This is a genomic window from Mycobacterium sp. 1165178.9, from assembly GCF_001673555.1.
Taxonomy (GTDB): domain Bacteria; phylum Actinomycetota; class Actinomycetes; order Mycobacteriales; family Mycobacteriaceae; genus Mycobacterium.
This window is the reverse complement of record NZ_LZMB01000566.1, coordinates 1-16,451: the sequence shown is the minus strand read 5'-3', so window position 1 is coordinate 16,451 and position 16,451 is coordinate 1. Positions and strand designations below refer to the sequence as shown.

General features: G+C 66.2%; 19 protein-coding genes and 1 pseudogene. 10 read left to right on the top strand and 10 right to left on the bottom strand.

The annotated features are described in order from the left end of the window. Positions 1-34: 34 nt before the first annotated feature. Together A5652_RS23985 and A5652_RS23980 are read right to left on the bottom strand one after the other, a co-directional pair. Positions 35-778 carry a DJ-1/PfpI family protein gene (locus A5652_RS23985; protein ID WP_067357849.1) on the bottom strand — a complete coding sequence of 248 codons (744 nt, stop codon included), beginning with the start codon at positions 776-778 and terminating at the stop codon, positions 35-37. A gap of 17 nt (positions 779-795) precedes the next feature. After that, the gene (locus A5652_RS23980) at positions 796-1,746 is read right to left on the bottom strand and encodes a GlxA family transcriptional regulator (protein ID WP_067357845.1); all 951 of its coding nucleotides are present in this window, start codon (positions 1,744-1,746) and stop codon (positions 796-798) included. Positions 1,747-1,856: 110 nt separating this feature from the next. Between A5652_RS23980 and tpx the strand changes: the two genes are divergently transcribed. Then, positions 1,857-2,351, top strand: coding sequence for a thiol peroxidase (tpx, locus tag A5652_RS23975; protein ID WP_067357841.1), 495 nt, complete (start codon positions 1,857-1,859; stop codon positions 2,349-2,351). A gap of 146 nt (positions 2,352-2,497) precedes the next feature. Further along, positions 2,498-2,806 carry a DUF4333 domain-containing protein gene (locus A5652_RS23970; RefSeq protein ID WP_232001370.1) on the top strand — a complete coding sequence of 103 codons (309 nt, stop codon included), beginning with the start codon at positions 2,498-2,500 and terminating at the stop codon, positions 2,804-2,806. Here the strand turns inward: A5652_RS23970 and A5652_RS23965 are convergent. Next, positions 2,803-3,756, bottom strand: coding sequence for a nitronate monooxygenase family protein (locus tag A5652_RS23965; RefSeq protein WP_067357838.1), 954 nt, complete (start codon positions 3,754-3,756; stop codon positions 2,803-2,805). The genes A5652_RS23970 and A5652_RS23965 overlap by 4 nt on opposite strands. After that, positions 3,753-4,133, bottom strand: coding sequence for an NYN domain-containing protein (locus A5652_RS23960; RefSeq protein WP_067357855.1), 381 nt, complete (start codon positions 4,131-4,133; stop codon positions 3,753-3,755). The genes A5652_RS23965 and A5652_RS23960 overlap by 4 nt, the downstream gene beginning before the upstream one ends. Before the next feature lie 76 nt (positions 4,134-4,209). Here A5652_RS23960 and A5652_RS23955 point away from each other — a divergent pair, with 76 nt between their 5' ends. The 5 genes from A5652_RS23955 (at position 4,210) to A5652_RS23935 (ending at position 8,832) form a co-directional block, all read left to right on the top strand. Beyond that, positions 4,210-5,394, top strand: coding sequence for an acyl-CoA dehydrogenase family protein (locus A5652_RS23955; RefSeq protein ID WP_067357835.1), 1,185 nt, complete (start codon positions 4,210-4,212; stop codon positions 5,392-5,394). Positions 5,395-5,489: 95 nt separating this feature from the next. Then, positions 5,490-6,392 carry an NAD(P)-dependent oxidoreductase gene (locus A5652_RS23950; protein WP_067357831.1) on the top strand — a complete coding sequence of 301 codons (903 nt, stop codon included), beginning with the start codon at positions 5,490-5,492 and terminating at the stop codon, positions 6,390-6,392. 53 nt (positions 6,393-6,445) lie between these two features. Continuing rightward, positions 6,446-6,859, top strand: coding sequence for a helix-turn-helix transcriptional regulator (locus tag A5652_RS23945; protein WP_197514088.1), 414 nt, complete (start codon positions 6,446-6,448; stop codon positions 6,857-6,859). A gap of 4 nt (positions 6,860-6,863) precedes the next feature. Next, positions 6,864-7,274, top strand: coding sequence for a VOC family protein (locus A5652_RS23940; RefSeq protein ID WP_067357827.1), 411 nt, complete (start codon positions 6,864-6,866; stop codon positions 7,272-7,274). Between the two features lie 103 nt (positions 7,275-7,377). Beyond that, a complete protein-coding gene (locus tag A5652_RS23935) occupies positions 7,378-8,832 on the top strand; it encodes an aldehyde dehydrogenase (protein ID WP_067357824.1) in 1,455 nt (484 codons plus the stop codon). A gap of 71 nt (positions 8,833-8,903) precedes the next feature. On the opposite strand, the gene A5652_RS23930 is transcribed toward A5652_RS23935, so the two are convergent. Beyond that, entirely contained in the window at positions 8,904-9,158 is a 255-nt protein-coding gene (locus A5652_RS23930) for a hypothetical protein (protein ID WP_067357821.1), read from the bottom strand. Between the two features lie 179 nt (positions 9,159-9,337). On the opposite strand from A5652_RS23930, the gene A5652_RS23925 reads away from it, so the two are divergent. Both A5652_RS23925 and A5652_RS23920 read left to right on the top strand, forming a co-directional pair. After that, on the top strand, positions 9,338-10,015 hold the full coding sequence (locus tag A5652_RS23925; RefSeq protein WP_067357818.1) for a hypothetical protein: 678 nt from the start codon (positions 9,338-9,340) through the stop codon (positions 10,013-10,015). Between the two features lie 29 nt (positions 10,016-10,044). Then, positions 10,045-10,887 (top strand): SAM-dependent methyltransferase, encoded by an 843-nt coding sequence (locus A5652_RS23920; protein WP_067357813.1) that lies wholly within the window; start codon positions 10,045-10,047, stop codon positions 10,885-10,887. Between the two features lie 28 nt (positions 10,888-10,915). On the opposite strand, the gene A5652_RS23915 is transcribed toward A5652_RS23920, so the two are convergent. The 3 genes from A5652_RS23915 to A5652_RS23905 form a co-directional block, all read right to left on the bottom strand. Continuing rightward, positions 10,916-11,764, bottom strand: coding sequence for a family 16 glycosylhydrolase (locus A5652_RS23915; protein ID WP_067357810.1), 849 nt, complete (start codon positions 11,762-11,764; stop codon positions 10,916-10,918). Between the two features lie 680 nt (positions 11,765-12,444). Continuing rightward, complete coding sequence (locus A5652_RS23910) at positions 12,445-13,083, bottom strand: carboxymuconolactone decarboxylase family protein (RefSeq protein ID WP_067357806.1); 639 nt, start codon at positions 13,081-13,083, stop codon at positions 12,445-12,447. Positions 13,084-13,275: 192 nt separating this feature from the next. Then, positions 13,276-13,968 (bottom strand): cutinase family protein, encoded by a 693-nt coding sequence (locus A5652_RS23905; RefSeq protein ID WP_067357803.1) that lies wholly within the window; start codon positions 13,966-13,968, stop codon positions 13,276-13,278. 125 nt (positions 13,969-14,093) lie between these two features. Between A5652_RS23905 and A5652_RS23900 the strand changes: the two genes are divergently transcribed. Then, the gene (locus A5652_RS23900; RefSeq protein WP_067357799.1) at positions 14,094-14,756 is read left to right on the top strand and encodes a class I SAM-dependent methyltransferase; all 663 of its coding nucleotides are present in this window, start codon (positions 14,094-14,096) and stop codon (positions 14,754-14,756) included. 3 nt (positions 14,757-14,759) lie between these two features. On the opposite strand, the pseudogene A5652_RS23895 reads toward A5652_RS23900, so the two are convergent. Further along, positions 14,760-15,836: pseudogene (locus A5652_RS23895) on the bottom strand (prenyltransferase). After that, positions 15,823-16,451, bottom strand: a 629-nt coding sequence (locus tag A5652_RS23890) for a class I SAM-dependent methyltransferase (protein ID WP_067357793.1), incomplete at its 5' end; no start/stop codon positions are given. The gene A5652_RS23890 and the pseudogene A5652_RS23895, both read right to left, overlap by 14 nt.

The window sequence follows — 16,451 nt, the reverse complement described above, 5'->3', positions numbered from 1 at the left end:
CGCTATCACCGGCGCTAGCTTCTTTCTGACTCACCTACGCCGTGCCGGAAGCGACCGCCCGCCCGCGCCGCCGCGACCGGACCTTGCCCAGCGCCTGCTCCCAGGCGAGCAAGGTCGTGGCCTTCACGTTGGCGGGTTTCACGCTGTCGCGGGAGAGCAGCGCCGTCGCGGCGGCCTTCGTGGTCGCGGACGCCTTCGACGTGTGACCCGAGTCGAACGGTGGCTGCGGGTCGTATTCGAGCGCGAGTTGAATCGCCTTCGCGCGGGATTCGCCGCCGATCCGTCCGGCCAACCACAGCGCGAGGTCGAGCCCTGCGGACACGCCCGCACAGGTGACGATGTCGTCCTGATGCACGATTCGTTCGTCGGCCACGGGGACCGCGCCGAATGCCTTCAGTGCGGGAACGGTCAGCCAATGCGACGTCGCGCGTCGACCGTCGAGCAGGCCGGCGGCCGCCAGAATCACCGACCCCGAGCACACTGACGTCGTCCAGCCCGCGCTCTGGTGGGCCCGGCGCAACCAGCCGAGCAGCGCCTCGTCACGCGCGTGAACCGGCGTCGACGGCCCCCCGGGAACGAGAATCACGTCAGGGGAGTGGGTTTCGGCGAGCGAGTGGGTGGCGCCGATGACCAGCACACCGGAGTCGGCGGTGATCGGCCCGGCTTCGTGCCACACGAAACGCACCTCGGCGCCGGGCAAGTTGCGCAGCACCTCGTACGGACCGATCATGTCCAGCGCGGTGAATCCCGGATAGGCCACGATGGCGATTTGGGTCATTGAGAGTCCTTTCGGTGTCAGGCGAAGGCCTTGCGGTATTGATCGGGCGAAATACCCACGCGGCGAAGGAAATTGCGTCGCATGGTTTCCGCCGTGCCGAAGCCACACCGTGCGGCGATCGCGACGACGGTGTCGTCGGTCTCCTCTAGCTGCCGGCGCGCGGCTTCGGTGCGGATGCGTTCGACGTATTGGCCGGGCGCCTCACCGATTTCGGCGGTGAACACCCGGGTGAAGTGGCGTGGGCTCATGGCGGCCCGGCGAGCCAGATCCTCGATGCTGTGCGGGCCGCCCGGTTGGGCCTCGATCGTCTCCTGTACCTCGCGGATCGAGTCCCTTCTGGCCCGCGGCATCCACACGGGCGCCGCAAACTGTGTCTGCCCGCCCGGACGGCGCAGATACAGCACAAGCCAGCGCGCCACCGTCTGCGCGAGCTCGGTGCCGTGGTCGTCCTCGATCAGGGCGAGCGTCAGGTCGATGCCCGCGGTGACGCCCGCCGCGGTCCATACGGTCTCCGAGCTCCGCACGAAGATCGGGTCGGCATCGACGTCGATGGCGGGGAATTCATTGGCCAACCGCTCGGCGAAAGCCCAGTGGGTGGTCACCCGTTGCCCGTCCAGCAGGCCGGCCTCGGCCGCGAGGAAGGCTCCGGTGCACACCGTCACCAGGCGCCGGGCATGTGCGGCGACGGCCTTGATCCAAGCGACCAGCTCGCAGTCGGCGCGGGCGGCCCCAACACCGGCGCCGCCGGGCAGCACGACGGTGTCGATCGGGTCGTCCGGGTCCGGTAACGGGGACGCCACGAAGGCCAGCCCGGTGGCCGTCCGCACCGGCTGCCCGGCAACCGAGGCCATCACGACCTCGTAGCCGCCGCCCGTTAACAGCGATGCGCCGGTGAACACGTCATACGGGCCCACCACATCGAGCGCCTGCACGCCGGGGAAGCCGACGATCACCACCTTGCGAGGCATGGATCAAGTGTTGGTCACGTCGGGGTGCGTCGTCTACGCCATGTATCCCACGAATCAGGACATGGGACCTGCCCCGCGGCGGCCACGGCGGCCTTGGCAGACTGTTGCGCATGGCACAGATAACGTTGCGTGGAAACCCGATCAACACTGTCGGCGAGCTGCCTGCCGTCGGATCCCAAGCCCCGGCCTTCCGTCTGGTCGGCGGCGATCTAGCCCCGGTGAGCAGCGAGCAATTCGGCGGTAAGCCCGTGGTGCTCAACATCTTTCCGTCCATCGACACACCGGTGTGCGCCGCCAGCGTGCGGACCTTCAACGAGCGCGCCGCTGGCGGTGGGGCGACCGTGGTGAACGTCTCGAAGGACCTGCCGTTCGCGCAGGCGCGCTTCTGCGGCGCCGAGGGCATCGAGAACGTCACGAGCGGCTCGGCGTTCCGCGACAGCTTCGGTGAGGACTACGGGGTCACCATCACGGACGGCCCGATGGCCGGACTGCTCGCCCGGGCCATCGTGGTGATCGGCGCCGACGGCAATGTCGCCTACACCGAACTGGTGCCCGAGATCGCGCAGGAGCCTGACTACGATGCGGCGCTGGCGGCGGCGGGCTGATCTTCGTCCGCCGGGCGGCGGGGTGCGTGCGTTTGCAGCGCACCCAGCTTCGCCGCCCTTGAGCTCGGGTTTCGACACCGTGTCGTGTTAGCCTTTCGACCCCAGCCTGGTTGCCTGGCCTGGCGGACAAAAGGAGAAACCGCGCGATGATGCGTACCACCGACTCCCTGGCAATGGGCCTGATCCTCTTGGTAACCATCGCGCCGACCGCCTGCAGCAGCAAGACGACCGTCAAGGCGGACGGCGCGGCGCAGTCGGTAGTCGACGTCGTCTCCAACCAGACCGGCTTTCGACCCACCGATGTGCACTGCCCGTCCGGGGTGGAAGCCAAGGTCGGCGGGCAGTTCGACTGTCATTTCACCGGCCCGGAGGGCAAGCAGTACACCGCCAACATGCGGATCACCAAGGTCGACGGCCAGCGGGTGGACTTCGCGGTCAACACGCACCCGAGCTAGGGCTCGCCCACTCGATGGGCAGTGGCCGCCAGCACCTCGCGGCAGCCTCTCCACATCTCCTCGATGATGTCGGCGGCCGGCGGCAGGTCCTGAATGCGTCCGGCCACCTGACCCGTGTTGGCGACGCTGGCGTCCAGGTCACCGTCGAAGTAGAGCCGCTGCACTCGCTGCAGTGCCGCGACGCCCGCTTCAGCGGATGTCGCGGTGTCGAGCCGCTCGGCGGCGGGCGTACGGATGACTCGCATCATTCGGGTGCCGTCCAGGGGGAGCATCACCGTGCCGGTCTCGTCGGCGTCGACGACCGCTTGCTTGAGGTTGCCGTGCACCGGCGAATCCGCCGACGCGAGCAGTCGGGTGCCCATCTGCACCGCTTCGGCGCCGAGAACAAACGCGGCCGCCATGGACCGCGCGTCGCAGATCCCTCCTGCGGCCACGATCGGGAGGTCGACGTGTGCCGCCACCAACGGCAGCAGCACCATGGTGGACGCGCCGAAGCGGTTCTTGAATCCGCCTCCTTCGACGCCCTCGACCACCAGCCCGTCCACGCCGGCGTCGACGGCTTTCTTGGCCGCCGAAAGAGTGCCCACCACGTGGAACACCGTGATGCCGGCGTCGTGGAGCCGTTCGGTGAACACCGACGGGCTCCCGGCCGAGGTGGTCACGAACCGAATGTCGTTGGCGACAAGCAATTCCAGCATCGCCGGGTCACGGTTGAACAGCAACGCGATGTTCGCGCCGACCGCCCCGCCGGTCAGCTCGCGCACCCGTCGCAGGTCGGCACGACCCTGGTGCGAGGTGGTCTCGATGATTCCCAGCGCACCGGCGTTCGATACCGCGGCGGCAAGCTGGGCGCCGGCGATATACGTCATCGGCGCCTGGATGATCGGGATGCCGATGTGCGCAAGAGCGCAGACCCGATTGGGGGCGCCGCCCGGGTTGCCGGTGGTCATCGGTGCCGCGGATCGATTAGGTCGCGGAAGCTCTCCGACGGGTGGACGGATGCGCCGAGACTTCGCACGCGCTCGGTCAACGCCCGGTCGGATGTCACGACGCGAATGTCGTGCGGCGCAGCGTCGGACGCGACAAGGCGGACGATTTCGTCGTCGGCCGAATTCGCGGCCGCCCTGGGCGCGTGCGCGATCTCGACCACCGATGACGTGATGGCCGTCGACGGCGGTCGTTCAAAAACCACCGTCACCGTTTCTCCTTGGCCCGACGCCCAGCGATCCAGTCTTTCCACCAATGTGACCATGGCACCGTTGCGGTCCTTCCACCAGCCATCCGGACGACTTCCGATCACATTCATGCCGTCGACAATCCACCGCACAACCACACCGTAAACGACGTGGCGCGGCGGGCGATTTCATCCTTCAAAGCCGTCGGTGGTTGATACCGTCACCCTCATGACCTCGATCGCCGACACCACAGACCGGGTTGTCGCGCTGGCCCGCGGTGTGCGGGACCTGGTGCGCGCCGAAGCCGCCGAATCCGAGCGGATGCGCACCCTCACCCCGGCGATCGTCGATGCGATGTGGGCCAGCGGCCTGATGTCGGCGTTCAACCCGGTCGCGGCCGGCGGTGTCGAGCCATCGTTTACCGAGATGATCGAAACGTGGATCGAAATGGCTTGGCAGGATGGGTCATTCGGCTGGATAGGGATCGCAAATCTGCCGTCGTCCTTCGCCGCGGCGGCGTACTTGCCCGATGAGGGTTTCGCTGAAGTTTTTACCGCGCACGACAACCGGGTCACCATGGGCGGCCAGTTCTTTCCCAACGGACAAGGCGCCGCGGTCGACGGCGGCTACCTGGTCACCGGCGCGTGGAACTTCGGTTCGGGCGTCGGTCACTCGGCATACGTTGCGGCCGGCTTCCTGCCGATGGACGACGGCCAGATGCGCTGGATCAGTGAGGGTTTCCCCGAGATGCGGGTCGCCGTCATTCCGCGGGCCGAGATCAGTTTCAACGACGGATGGTTTGTCCAAGGGCTGAAGGGAACCGGTTCCTATGACTACAGCGCTCAGGAGGTGTTCGTTCCCGAGAGGCGCACGTTCGAACTGTTCGTTCGTCAGCCCTACCGTGGGACGTCGCCGGCTACCCGGATGGGACTGATGCCAGTGACGGCCGCCGGGCACGCGTCTTGGGCGCTGGGCGTGGCCAAAAGCATGCTCGACGATGTCCAAGAGCTGGCCGCGACGAAGTTCCGGATGAGCGACATGGCGTCGCTGGCCAGCCGCCCCACCTTCCAGAGGGGCCTGGCGCATCACCGCGCGGCCTGGCGTGCGGCCCGCCTCTTGGTCCTCGACGCGTTCACCACCGCCGAGGCGGCGGTCGCGTCGGGCGAGGACCTGACACCGGCGCTGCGCGCCGACATGCGGGTAGCGGCCGTCTATGCCACCGACACGGCCCGCGGCTGCGCCGAATGGGCGCATCTGGCCGCCGGGACCAGCTCGATCCGTGAAGGCAGCCGGCTGGAACGCGCCTTCCGGGATATCTACACCGGAACCCAGCACGCCTTCATCAGCGAGAAAGTCGCCATCGACGTCGCGCAGATCTGGCTGGGCATCATCGAAGACCAGCCCGGGTTGTAACTCTCCGGGCGGTCGTCCGGTCACCTGATCCGGCCGCTCCAAGCGCCATTGATGCGGCATTGGTAGTGCGCCGGGACCTCGCTACCATTGCGCGCATGCGCGGCTCAAAAATCCTGATCACCGGCCCGACCGGTCAAATCGCCACCCCCATCGCCCGGGCGCTCGCCGCCGACAACGAGGTCTGGGGAATCGCCCGTTTCACCGACCCCGCCGCGCGACAAGGCCTCGAAAAGGCTGGGATCCGTTGCGAGAAGGTAAATCTCGCGGCCGGCGACTTCACCTCTCTGCCAACGGATTTCGATTATGTCCTCAACCTGGCGGTGGCCAAGAGCGGAAGCTGGGATAAGGACCTGGCAGCCAACGCCGAGTCGGTCGGCCTGCTGATGGCCCACTGCCGCAACGCAAAGGCCTTCCTGCATTGCTCGTCGGCCGCCGTGTACGACCCGCCGGACGACGACCCTCGCAGCGAGCGGTCCGCCCTCGGCGACAACCACAAGCCGCTGTTTCCCACCTACTCGATCTCCAAGATCGCCGGGGAGGTGGTCGCGCGATCGGTGGCGCGCATCGTCGGCGTGCCCACCACGATCGCAAGGCTCAACGTCCCCTACGGCGACAACGGCGGATGGCCGTTCTATCACATGGAGATGATGCTGGGCGGCATCCCGATTCCCGTCCCGCCCGGTGACCCCGCCCGCTACAACCCGATTCACGAGGACGACATCATCGCGACCATTCCCAAGTTGCTCGAGGTCGCGTCCGTTCCGGCGACCACAGTCAATTGGTGCGGCGACCAGACGGTCAGCCTGCAGGAGTGGTGCGACTACCTCGGCTCACTCGTCGGCAGGGAGCCGATCTTCGAGGCGAGCGAACAAGCGCTGCGCGGCAACCCCACCACGATCGACCGGATGCACGAACTCATCGGCGGCACCTCGGTCGACTGGCGCGACGGAATCCGCCGCATGGCGGCCAAATTCCACCCCGAGCTCGTCGGCGTATAGGGGTGGTGGCCGAGGTGACCAGCACATCCGACGCGACGCGGCAGCGCCTGCGCATGCTGGCACTGCTGCGGCGCGTGCGGGACCGCATCGACCGGGACTACACCCAGCCATTGGACGTCGAAGCGCTCGCGCGCGGCGTGCACATGTCGGCCGGCCACCTCAGCCGCGAATTCCGGCGCGCCTACGGCGAATCGCCGTACTCGTATCTGATGACGCGACGCATCGAGCGCGCGATGGCGCTGCTGCGCCGCGGCGACCTGAGCGTCACCGAGGTGTGCTTCGCGGTCGGTTGCTCGTCGCTGGGAACCTTCAGCACCCGGTTCACCGAACTGGTTGGCGTGCCGCCCAGCACCTACCGGCGCCGAGCGGCCGGCGCACTGGCGGGCATGGCGCCGTGCGTGGCAAAGCAGGTGACGAGACCGATCAGGAATCGAGAAGCACCCGCCGTCGGGCCGCACCTAGCCTGACCGCATGAACATCACCATTCACTCGAGCTTCCTTCCCCACGAGGACCCGGAGGCATCGCTCGCCTTCTATCGCGACGTCCTCGGGTTCGAGGTTCGCCTCGACGTCGGGAGGGGCACGATGCGCTGGATCACGGTCGGACCGCCGAATCAGCCGGACACGTCGATCGTCTTGAACCCGCCGGCCGCCAACCCGGGCATCACCGACGACGAGCGCCGCACCATCGCCGAAATGATGGCCAAGGGCAGCTACGCGACGCTGCTGCTGGCCACCAAGGACCTCGACGGGACCTTCGAACGGCTGCAGGGCAGCGATGTCGACATCGTCCAGGAGCCCACCGACCAGCCATACGGGTTGCGTGATTGCGCGGTCCGCGACCCCGCGGGAAATCTCATTCGCATCCAAGAACTGCGCTGAGCCGATCGTGCTTGACCAGCCGTGTGCACAATGCTAAGCAAGTGCTCAGCACTGAGCGCATGAGGCGCCGGGGCGCCACGACTGGCAATACGAAAGGGATCAGATGACGGTGCAGGCGGTATTGGACGACATTCGCAAGCGCCCCGGAACGGGTGACGTCATCTCGGTCATCGATCCCGCGACCGAGGAGACGATCACCGAATTCACCGACTGCGGGCAAGAGGCGGTCGACGAGGCCGTGGCGCGGGCGAAGGCGACGTTCGAGTCGGGGATCTGGTCAGAGCTTCCGGGGCGCGAGCGGGCCAAGATTCTGTGGCGGATCGGGGAGTTGATCGACGAACACGCCGAGGAGTTCGCTCAACTCGACTCCCTCAATACCGGCATGCCATTGCTGCAGGCGCAGTTGCAGATGTCGACGTGTTCGGAGTTCTTCCGCTACTACGCCGGTTGGTGTTCGAAGATCAACGGTGTCGCGTACGACGTGAAGACCGACGGCATCGCGACCGACAACTACGTCAATATGCACGCCTACACGCTCAAAGAGCCGTACAGCGTCGTGGGCCTGATCTTCCCGTGGAACGGCCCGATCTTCAACGCCAGCGCGAAGCTTGCCCCGGCCCTGGCGGCGGGCGGCAGCCTGCTCGTCAAGCCGGCCGAGGAGACGCCACTCTCAGCGCTGCTGTTGGACAGGCTCGTCCATGAGGCCGGCGTGCCCGAGGGGGTCGTCAACCTGCTGACCGGCTATGGCCACACCGCGGGCGCCGCGATCACCGCACACCCCGATGTGCAGAAGGTCGCCTTCACCGGCTCGACCGAGGTCGGCAAGGAGATCGTGCGGGCCTCGGCGGACAACCTGAAGAAGGTCACGCTCGAACTCGGCGGGAAATCGCCGGTGCTGATCTTCGACGACGCGAACCTGGACAACGCCATCATGATGGCCTCGCTGGGCATCTTCGTGCACTCCGGTCAGGGCTGCGTGTGCGGGTCGCGAATCTTCGCTCAGCGCGGCGTCTACGACCGGGTCGTGGAAGGCATTGCGATGATGGCGAATTCGTTCAAATTGGGCGCCCCGAGCGAGGAGGGCTGCGTCAGCGGCCCCCTGATCAGTCAGAAGCAGCTGACGCGCGTCATGGGCTTCATCGACGAGGGCAAGAAGGACGGTGTCGAGGTGGTCACCGGCGGCCACCGGCTGGACCGCAAGGGCTACTTCGTCCACCCAACGGTGCTCACCAACGTCGACCCGGGCATGCGGCTGTACCAGCAGGAGATCTTCGGGCCGGTGGTCACCATCCTGCCGTTCGACGACGAGGACGAAGCCGTGGCCTTGGCCAATGACACCACCTACGGCCTGGCGGCGACCGCCTGGACGGAAAACCTCGGCCGGGCCCACCGGATCATGAGACGACTGCAGGCCGGCAGCGTCCAGGTCAACTGTCAACTGGTCTTCGACCACGATGTGCCGTTCGGCGGGTACAAGCAGTCCGGCTGGGGTCACGAGTTCGGTAAAGAGGGTCTCGAGATCTACCTGAAGACGAAGTCGGTCTGGGCCCAGCTCTAGACCTGTTGCGGCACAACGGAAAGTCCCGAACCCTCACCGGGTCCGGGACTTTTCCTACGGCCGTTGACGCGTCAAGATCCCTTGTTGTAGCGAGTGAGGAATCCGACGGAGGCCACCGCGGCGGCGGTTCCGATCACACCCCACAGCACCAACTGGAAGGCCATCGCGCCGAAAAACCAGCCGAAAGTCATTCCGATATAAAGCATCCAGATCACCCGGTAAAAGCTCCAGATCGCCAGCAGGCCGGTGCTGATCCCGATGTACAGGCTCCGTTGGCGATCAACACGGTTGATCTGCTCTTGGATGCTGGTCGGCACGATGTTCATTTGCGGGTCTTCCTTTCCTGGGGCGCCACCTTGAGTGGCGGCGTCGTTGCGGTAAGTACAGACCCGCCCCGCGGCTACCGATCCCAATCGGATGCCGCGGACCGGCGCGCCCATTTCGGGCCGCCGGCCTCGCGTGCGCTCTACGCTGCACAAGGGGGGCCTGGAGAAGGGTTGCCTCGATGAACATGCCCCGCGTGGCCCTGGCCTGGATCGCCTTGCTGACTGCTCTGATTGCGACCTCGTCGGCCGGACCCGCGGGCGCCGATTCGCCGTCCACCGAGGTGATCACCGTGATGGCAGTCGGGCCCGGCGGCGAAGCGATCAACGGCTATAAGGTGGCATCCGGGCCGGGCAACGTGGGGCAGGCCGGCAACTGCTCGGAAGCGTCGCCGTCGGCGGTTGCCGACAACGTCTACTACTGCTCGCCGAGCGCGGCCGGAGCCGGCACCTGCTGGCCCTCGACGCCGGGATCTCTTCTGTGCGTGGACAATCCGTGGGACCTGCAGATGCACCGGGTGATGTTCGACGGCCAGCTTCCGCCCGTGCATCCGACCGCCAACCCGGACCCGTTCGCGCTCGCCCTCGACGACGGGACGCATTGCCTATTGCGCAACGGCGGCGCGTGGGGTGGGCGTGCCGACGGCTACGTCGGCGTCTACGGATGCGGCGGCAGCGGCGGGAGCGACCCCGCGGTGTTGTGGCTCCCCAGCCAGGGCGCGGGAACGTGCATCGACCGCTCGTCACCGGTGTGGACCGTCAAAGTGGGCCGCCTCGGCGCGCCGGACGCGGTCCTTCCACCGCCTGCGACCCGCGGGGTGACCGCCGCCTGGTTCGCCGGAGGCAGGGCCGGTCAGTAAGACGGCAGCGATACTGCTATAACGCACCTATGTCAGATCCCGGGCACACGATCACCCATGTTTCCGATACGGCCCGGTGGACGGCGTTACACAGGGCCACCGAATCGGCCCGTCCCGATGCGCTGTTCAACGATCCCCTCGCCGAACGCCTGGCCGGTGAACACGGCCGCGCGATCGTCGCAGGAGTTCCATGGACGAATCGCAGTGGTTATTGGCTGGTCGCACGCACCAAGCTCATCGACGATGCCATCGCCGACGCACTCGCGCACGGCTGTGACCGCGTTCTGAATCTGGCCGCCGGCCTGGATGCCCGGCCCTACCGCTTGGACCTCCCGTCCGATCTCACCTGGGTCGAGGCCGACCTGCCCGGGCTCCTTGCGGAAAAGACGCAAGTACTTGTTGATCAGACCCCGCGCTGCCGGCTGACTCGCATAGCGGCCGACCTCGCCGACCCAAACGCCCGCGATGAATTCTTCAGCGAAGCGCTGGACGGCGCGACGAAGGCCTTCGTGCTGACCGAGGGGCTGTCGATGTACCTGGAGGCCTCCGACGTCGCGGCGCTTTCGGGTGCGATCAAGCGACCCGAGGTCGCTTGGTGGATGCTCGATTTCGCCTTTCCCGGCCTGAAGAAGCGGATCAACAAGAACGTCGCCGGAATTTCCGAAAACGCACCGTTCAAATTCGCACCCGAGAACGGCCTGGCCTTTTTCGAAGACCTCGGGTGGCGGACCCTCGAGGCGGAATCGCTGCTGGTGGCCGCGAGCCGGCTCCGCCGCTTGCCCATATGGATGCGCCCACTTACCTGGCGACGATCGGATTTGCGCCGTCCGGGTGACAAACCCACGTCTGCGGTTGCGCTGCTGACCCACTAGACGCTCGGGCCCTTACCCCGCAGGGGCACTACCAGACGCGTATCCAGTCAATGAGCATGTCGGCGGGGTAGCTGCCCGACCCGGGATCGCCGCCGCCGGAACCGGCCACCGCCAGGTTGAACACCGGGTATACCGTGTAGCCCGCTCCGTTGAACGGCCAATCCGGCAGCGAGCTCGCCGGCACGTCGAAGTAGGGCGCCGCACCGTCGACATAGTCTTTCCAGAAGCGGATGCCGGCCTCATCCCATTGGCAGCGCCAGGTGTGCCAGGCGCTGTCCACCGCGATGTTGTGGGTCTTCCACTCGCCGCCGTTGGCTTTGGCGTGCACGGTGGTGGCCGACGGCCAACTCCCGTTGCCGTACCACTCCATGACGTCGATCTCGCCCTGATCGTCGTTGCCCAGCCAATAGGCCGGCCACGCGCCAGCGGTGAGGCAGTTCAGCCTGACCCGGGTTTCCCAGGTGTGGCCGACGCCGCCGCGCCACAGACTCTGCACCTTGCCGCTGAAGTAGGTGGGGCCATCCTTGGCGGCGCGCAGGACGAGGTTGGAATTGCCATCGAGGAACACATTGCGGCGATCGTCGCGGTACTGCCCGATGTGCTCGGGCAGTTCCCAATAGGTGGGGTCCTTGATCGTCTCGCGGGCTTTGGCCACCGCCCACTTGGAAGCATCGGGCGCCGAGCCGGCCGCACCGTCGAATTCGTCGGAAAAGATGTAGGACCCGGACTGGCCACTCGGCGCGGCGGGCGGCGGTATCCGCCCGGCAGGCTCATCCTGTCGGGACGGGTAGCCCCAGGCCTTCGGGGCCGGCAGCGCGGCTGCCAGCACGCCGATCCCGGTTGTCAACATCATGCGGCGGCGATCGATCTCCGGCATAAGCAAGGAACCCTAGCAGCCAACCGGGCAGAGGTTAAAACGGCCAATTGTCGGCGGCTGCCGCTATCGTTCGGATCGCTGTCGGACAGGGATGGACGGCAGCAGGGCAGTGGCAACGGATTATGCTCGCAAATTCACGGCCAATTCTCATCTTGACAGATGGTTTGGTCTCAGGATTCGGGGGGCATTCTGGAATCACGATCCGATAACCACTGTTTTAGCTATTGCGGGTGGTCTGAGAGGAGTTGACGATCGTGGCGAATAAGTCAGAAGGCACGGTTATTTTCCTTCAGTCCCACCCGCTATGGGTCGCAGCTCAGCGGCGTGAACGCGAACGCGGTGACGCGATGCGTCGCCATCCCTCCTCCCGCGCCCGCCAGCGCGTCGCCGCCACAGGCAGCCGGGTCACGCCGATGATCCGCGACTTCAAGCTCTACTCCGGCACCAACACTCCGGCCTGAATCCGCGCCGAATTCGTGGTGATCCCAATCACCCCTAGCATCGCTAAAGCCCAAACACGAGCAATCCATTGATCGACCGCTGCGGCCGGATAGTCTTCGACTCTCGGTTGATTATTTGCATGACGGGCCGGCATTCTTAGCGAGCGTAGTAGGCGTTTATTGCAGACCCCCGCTCGAAAGCCAAGTCAGCTCAGAGTGGCCGCCAACTCGCGACGTCAGTCACGTCCCGGACGTCGCGGCACCGATGTCGAGGACACCGCCGCCGTCTGGGTCGTCAACCTCGACGATCGGGTCGTCGACGTCGTCGAATTCCAGCCGTAATGCCCGGGACATGATGGCGTGCATTACGTACATGGTGGTGATGTAGGTGAATTCGAGGATCTCGGTGTCGGTGAAGACTTCCCGTAACTGAGTGAACAACTGCTCGGGTACCCGACCATGTTGGCCCGCCAGGCAATCCGCGTAGGCCAGCAACAACCGCTCGGTGGGATCGAAACAGTCGGCGGTCTCCCAGGACGGTATGGCCGCGATTTTGTCCTCGGACAATCCCGCCGACCGGCACGCCTTGCAGTGCTGCGAGAAGACGAATTGGCTGCCGACCACCCAGCCCGCCCGGATCTGGCCCAACTCGCGGCGATCGGCCCGGATGGAAACCTCTTCGCGATAGAGCCGGAAGCCGCGCACGGCATGGCGCAGGGCGGCGGGGGACTGCGCCATCACCGTCCACCAGTTGCCGGGCGTGCCACCGATCGCGCCCGGCTCGGCCACCGGATCACGATCGCCGAACATGAGGTCGTACATCTTCAGCGTGAATTCATCGCTGACTTCATCCCGCGGGATCGGCTTCAGACGCGGCATTGCGCCTCCTCTTGGCTAGCGGCACGGATTTGGCAAAACGCAGATTGCATTCGATCGTAGGTTCTGCCAGCTGGGGCACCGTGGTTTCCCGCAGGTACGGCGCTGCTGATCACTGACGGACGCGGCGAATCCGCTAGCGCTAGCGGATTCGCAGTCTTACGTATTGGCAGACATCCGGCGCCGGCGAGGCGGTCAGAGCTTGCTGGCGACGAAGTCCGCGGCCTGGTTGGCCATGCCCGCGTCGATATAGGCGCCCGCGAGGTGTTGTGGCCAGTTTTCCTTCCAGGTGTTCGGGTCGGCCGGGTTGCAGATGGGGTCGGCGCCGTGGCACAGCTCGATGGTCCGGTCGTTGTAGGTCGGGTTGAAGTTGGTGATCGGACCCACCCATTGACTTCCGTTGCCGAACAGCGCGACCGCGGCGATGTGCTGATCGGCGCCGGGCGGCAGCGGGCTGTCGAACCCGAACGCCCCGATGGGTGCCGCCAGCACGACATCGGTGACCGCCGCGCCCAGCGAGTAGCCGCCCAGCACCAGCCGGGTGTCGGGGCAGTTGTTGATCATGTCCTGGACGTGGTGGCTCATATTGTTGGCGCCCTGGGCGACCTCGGTGTCCGCCGGATACTGCACGGCGTACACGCCGACCGTCCGGTTCACCTTGTTGCGCACGCCGCTGATGAACGCGTTGCCCAGCACACCAGGGCCGGGTGATTCGTTACGGCCGCGGGCGAACACGATCTGGACGGGCGGGCAGTTCGCGGCCGCAGCCGTCGGTGCCGACCCCGGTGTCCCGGGGGGAAGCGCCGCGGCGGGCAGCAGCAGGGCGGCTGCGGCCGTGACCGCGGCGACGGCAACACCAGCCAATTTGCGGATAAGCAAGGCACGCACGCAGATGATGGTAGAGCGAACCCGCTTCGCGCGCTGGACAGCCGGTATACAGACCGAGGGTGATCGCTCAGCGCGAACAGCGACCACGGTGCCGGCGGTGTCACGCGAGACGATAGGTTCAGCTGATGAGCGACGTCGACGTGAATGCGCCCGAGCGCTTGTTCGCGCTGGCCGAACAGGTGCAAGGTTTCATGCCGGCCGACGAGGGGCGTGCGCTGTACGACGCAGCGCTGCGGTATTTCGGCGCCGGAATCGGCGTCGAGATCGGCACGTATTGTGGCAAATCCACTCTTTTGCTGGGTGCGGCAGCGCAACAAACCGGCAGTGTGCTCTACACGGTCGACCACCATCACGGTTCCGAGGAGCACCAGGCCGGGTGGGAATATCACGACGCGTCCATGGTGGATGACGTCACCGGTTTGTTCGACACACTGCCGACGTTTCGTCGTGCGCTCGATACCGCCCAACTGGACGACCATGTCGTCGCCATCGTCGGCAAGTCACCGCTGGTGGCGCGGGCGTGGCGCGCACCGCTGCAGTTTCTGTTCATTGATGGCGGCCACAGCGAGGCGGCCGCGAACCAGGACTTCGACGGCTGGGCCAAGTGGGTCGACACCGGCGGGGCGCTGGCCATCCACGACGTGTTTCCCGACCCGAAGGACGGCGGGCGGCCGCCGTATCACATCTATTGTCGCGCACTCGATTCCGGACAGTTCCGGGAAGTTTCAGCGACCGGATCGCTGAGGCTGCTCGAACGAGTCAGCGGCGACCCGGGCGGACAGGTTTAGCGGTCACCGGCCCGGGCCGGTACCGACGCATTCGCAATCGAAGTCTGTCTGCAGGCCCAACGGCAGCTCGTCGCCGCGGAAGATTCCCGCGCCGCCAGTCGTGTTGGTCAGGGCGTCCGCCGCCAGGATCATCGCCGCGCCCGTCCAGGTGGTGCGCTCCTCGGGCCAGCGCTTGCCGTCCGCGAAAACCAGTCCGGTCCAGTATGATCCGTCGTCCTCGCGGAGATGTTGCATCGCGGCGAACTGCCGGTGCGCATCCGCGTGGTGCCCGATCGCGTCCAGCGCCATCACCAGCTCGCAGGTTTCGGCACCCGTCACCCACGGGCGATCGCCGACACACCGGATGCCCAGTCCGTCGACCACGAACGCATCCCAGCGCTGCCTGATGCGCGCGGCCGCCGTCGGCTAGCGCAGCGCGCTACCGAGAATGGGGTAGTACCAGTCCATCGAGTAGCGGTCCTTTTCGGTGAACGCCTCGGGGTGCGCGGAGATGGCGTGGCCCAGACGGCCCAGTGCCAATTCCCACTCCGGCTGCGGGTCTCCGAGCACAGCGGCCAGGGCAAGCGCGCAACGGATGCTGTGAAAAATGCTCGAGCACCCGGTCAGTAGTGCTTCCGGCAGCACACCGGCTTCGCTTCGCGCCCAACCGATCTCGCCATAGCCGACTTGCATGTCGATGACGAAGTCGATCGCTTTGTGCACCACCGGCCACATCTCGGCCCCGAACGACTCATCACCGGTAACCAGCACGTGATGCCAGACACCGGCGCCGATGTACGCGCAGAAGTTGCTGTCGCTGTTGGCATCCTCGACGACGCCCGCGCGAAACTGGATGGGCCATGAGCCGTCGGGGCGCTGCGTGTGGCGGCTCCAATCGAAGGCCGCCCGCGCCGGCTCCAGCAGTCCCGCGGTGGTGAGCGCCATCGCGCACTCGATGTGGTCCCACGGATCGGTGTGCCCGCCCTCGAACCACGGGATGGCACCCGATGGTTCCTGTGCGGCGGCGATGGAGAGCGCGGTCTGACGGCATTGCTCGGGGGTCAGGACCCCCGGAACTGCGGGCGGGTTAGACCGATGCAACTGAATACCCTTCAGTCGCTTGGCTTTTCGCCTCCTGCGATTTGACGAAGTACATGGCTACGCTCTTGCCCATCAACGGATTGAGCAGCGACTCCGCCAGCTGGGTGACTTTGGGCCGCTGCATCAGGTCCCACACCAGCAGCTTGTGGTACATGGTCACCGCACGGTGCTCGGTGTTCTGCACGCCTACAGCGCATTTGAGCCACCAGAAGGGGGAGTGCAGCGCGTGGGCGTGGTGGGTATGGGTCAATTCCATTCCACCGCCGGAGATCTTGCCGCGCAATTCACTGGCCCGGTAGATGCGAATGTGGCCACCCTCGTTGCTGTGGTACTCGTCGGACAGCAACCAGCACACCTGCTCGGGCAGCCACCGCGGCACGCTGACGGCCAGCGTGCCACCGACTTTGAGCACCCTGATGAGCTCGCCGATCGCCGCGTCGTCCTGGGGAATGTGCTCCAGGATCTCCGACGCGATGACGCAGTCGAACGTCTGGTCGGCGTAGGGCAACTTCAGCGCGTCACCCACGACCACCCTCGCCGACGCGGCGGCTGGTGCCTCACCGGTTTCGGCCATCGCGCGCAAGATGGTGTCCACTGAGCGCAATTCGGCCTCGT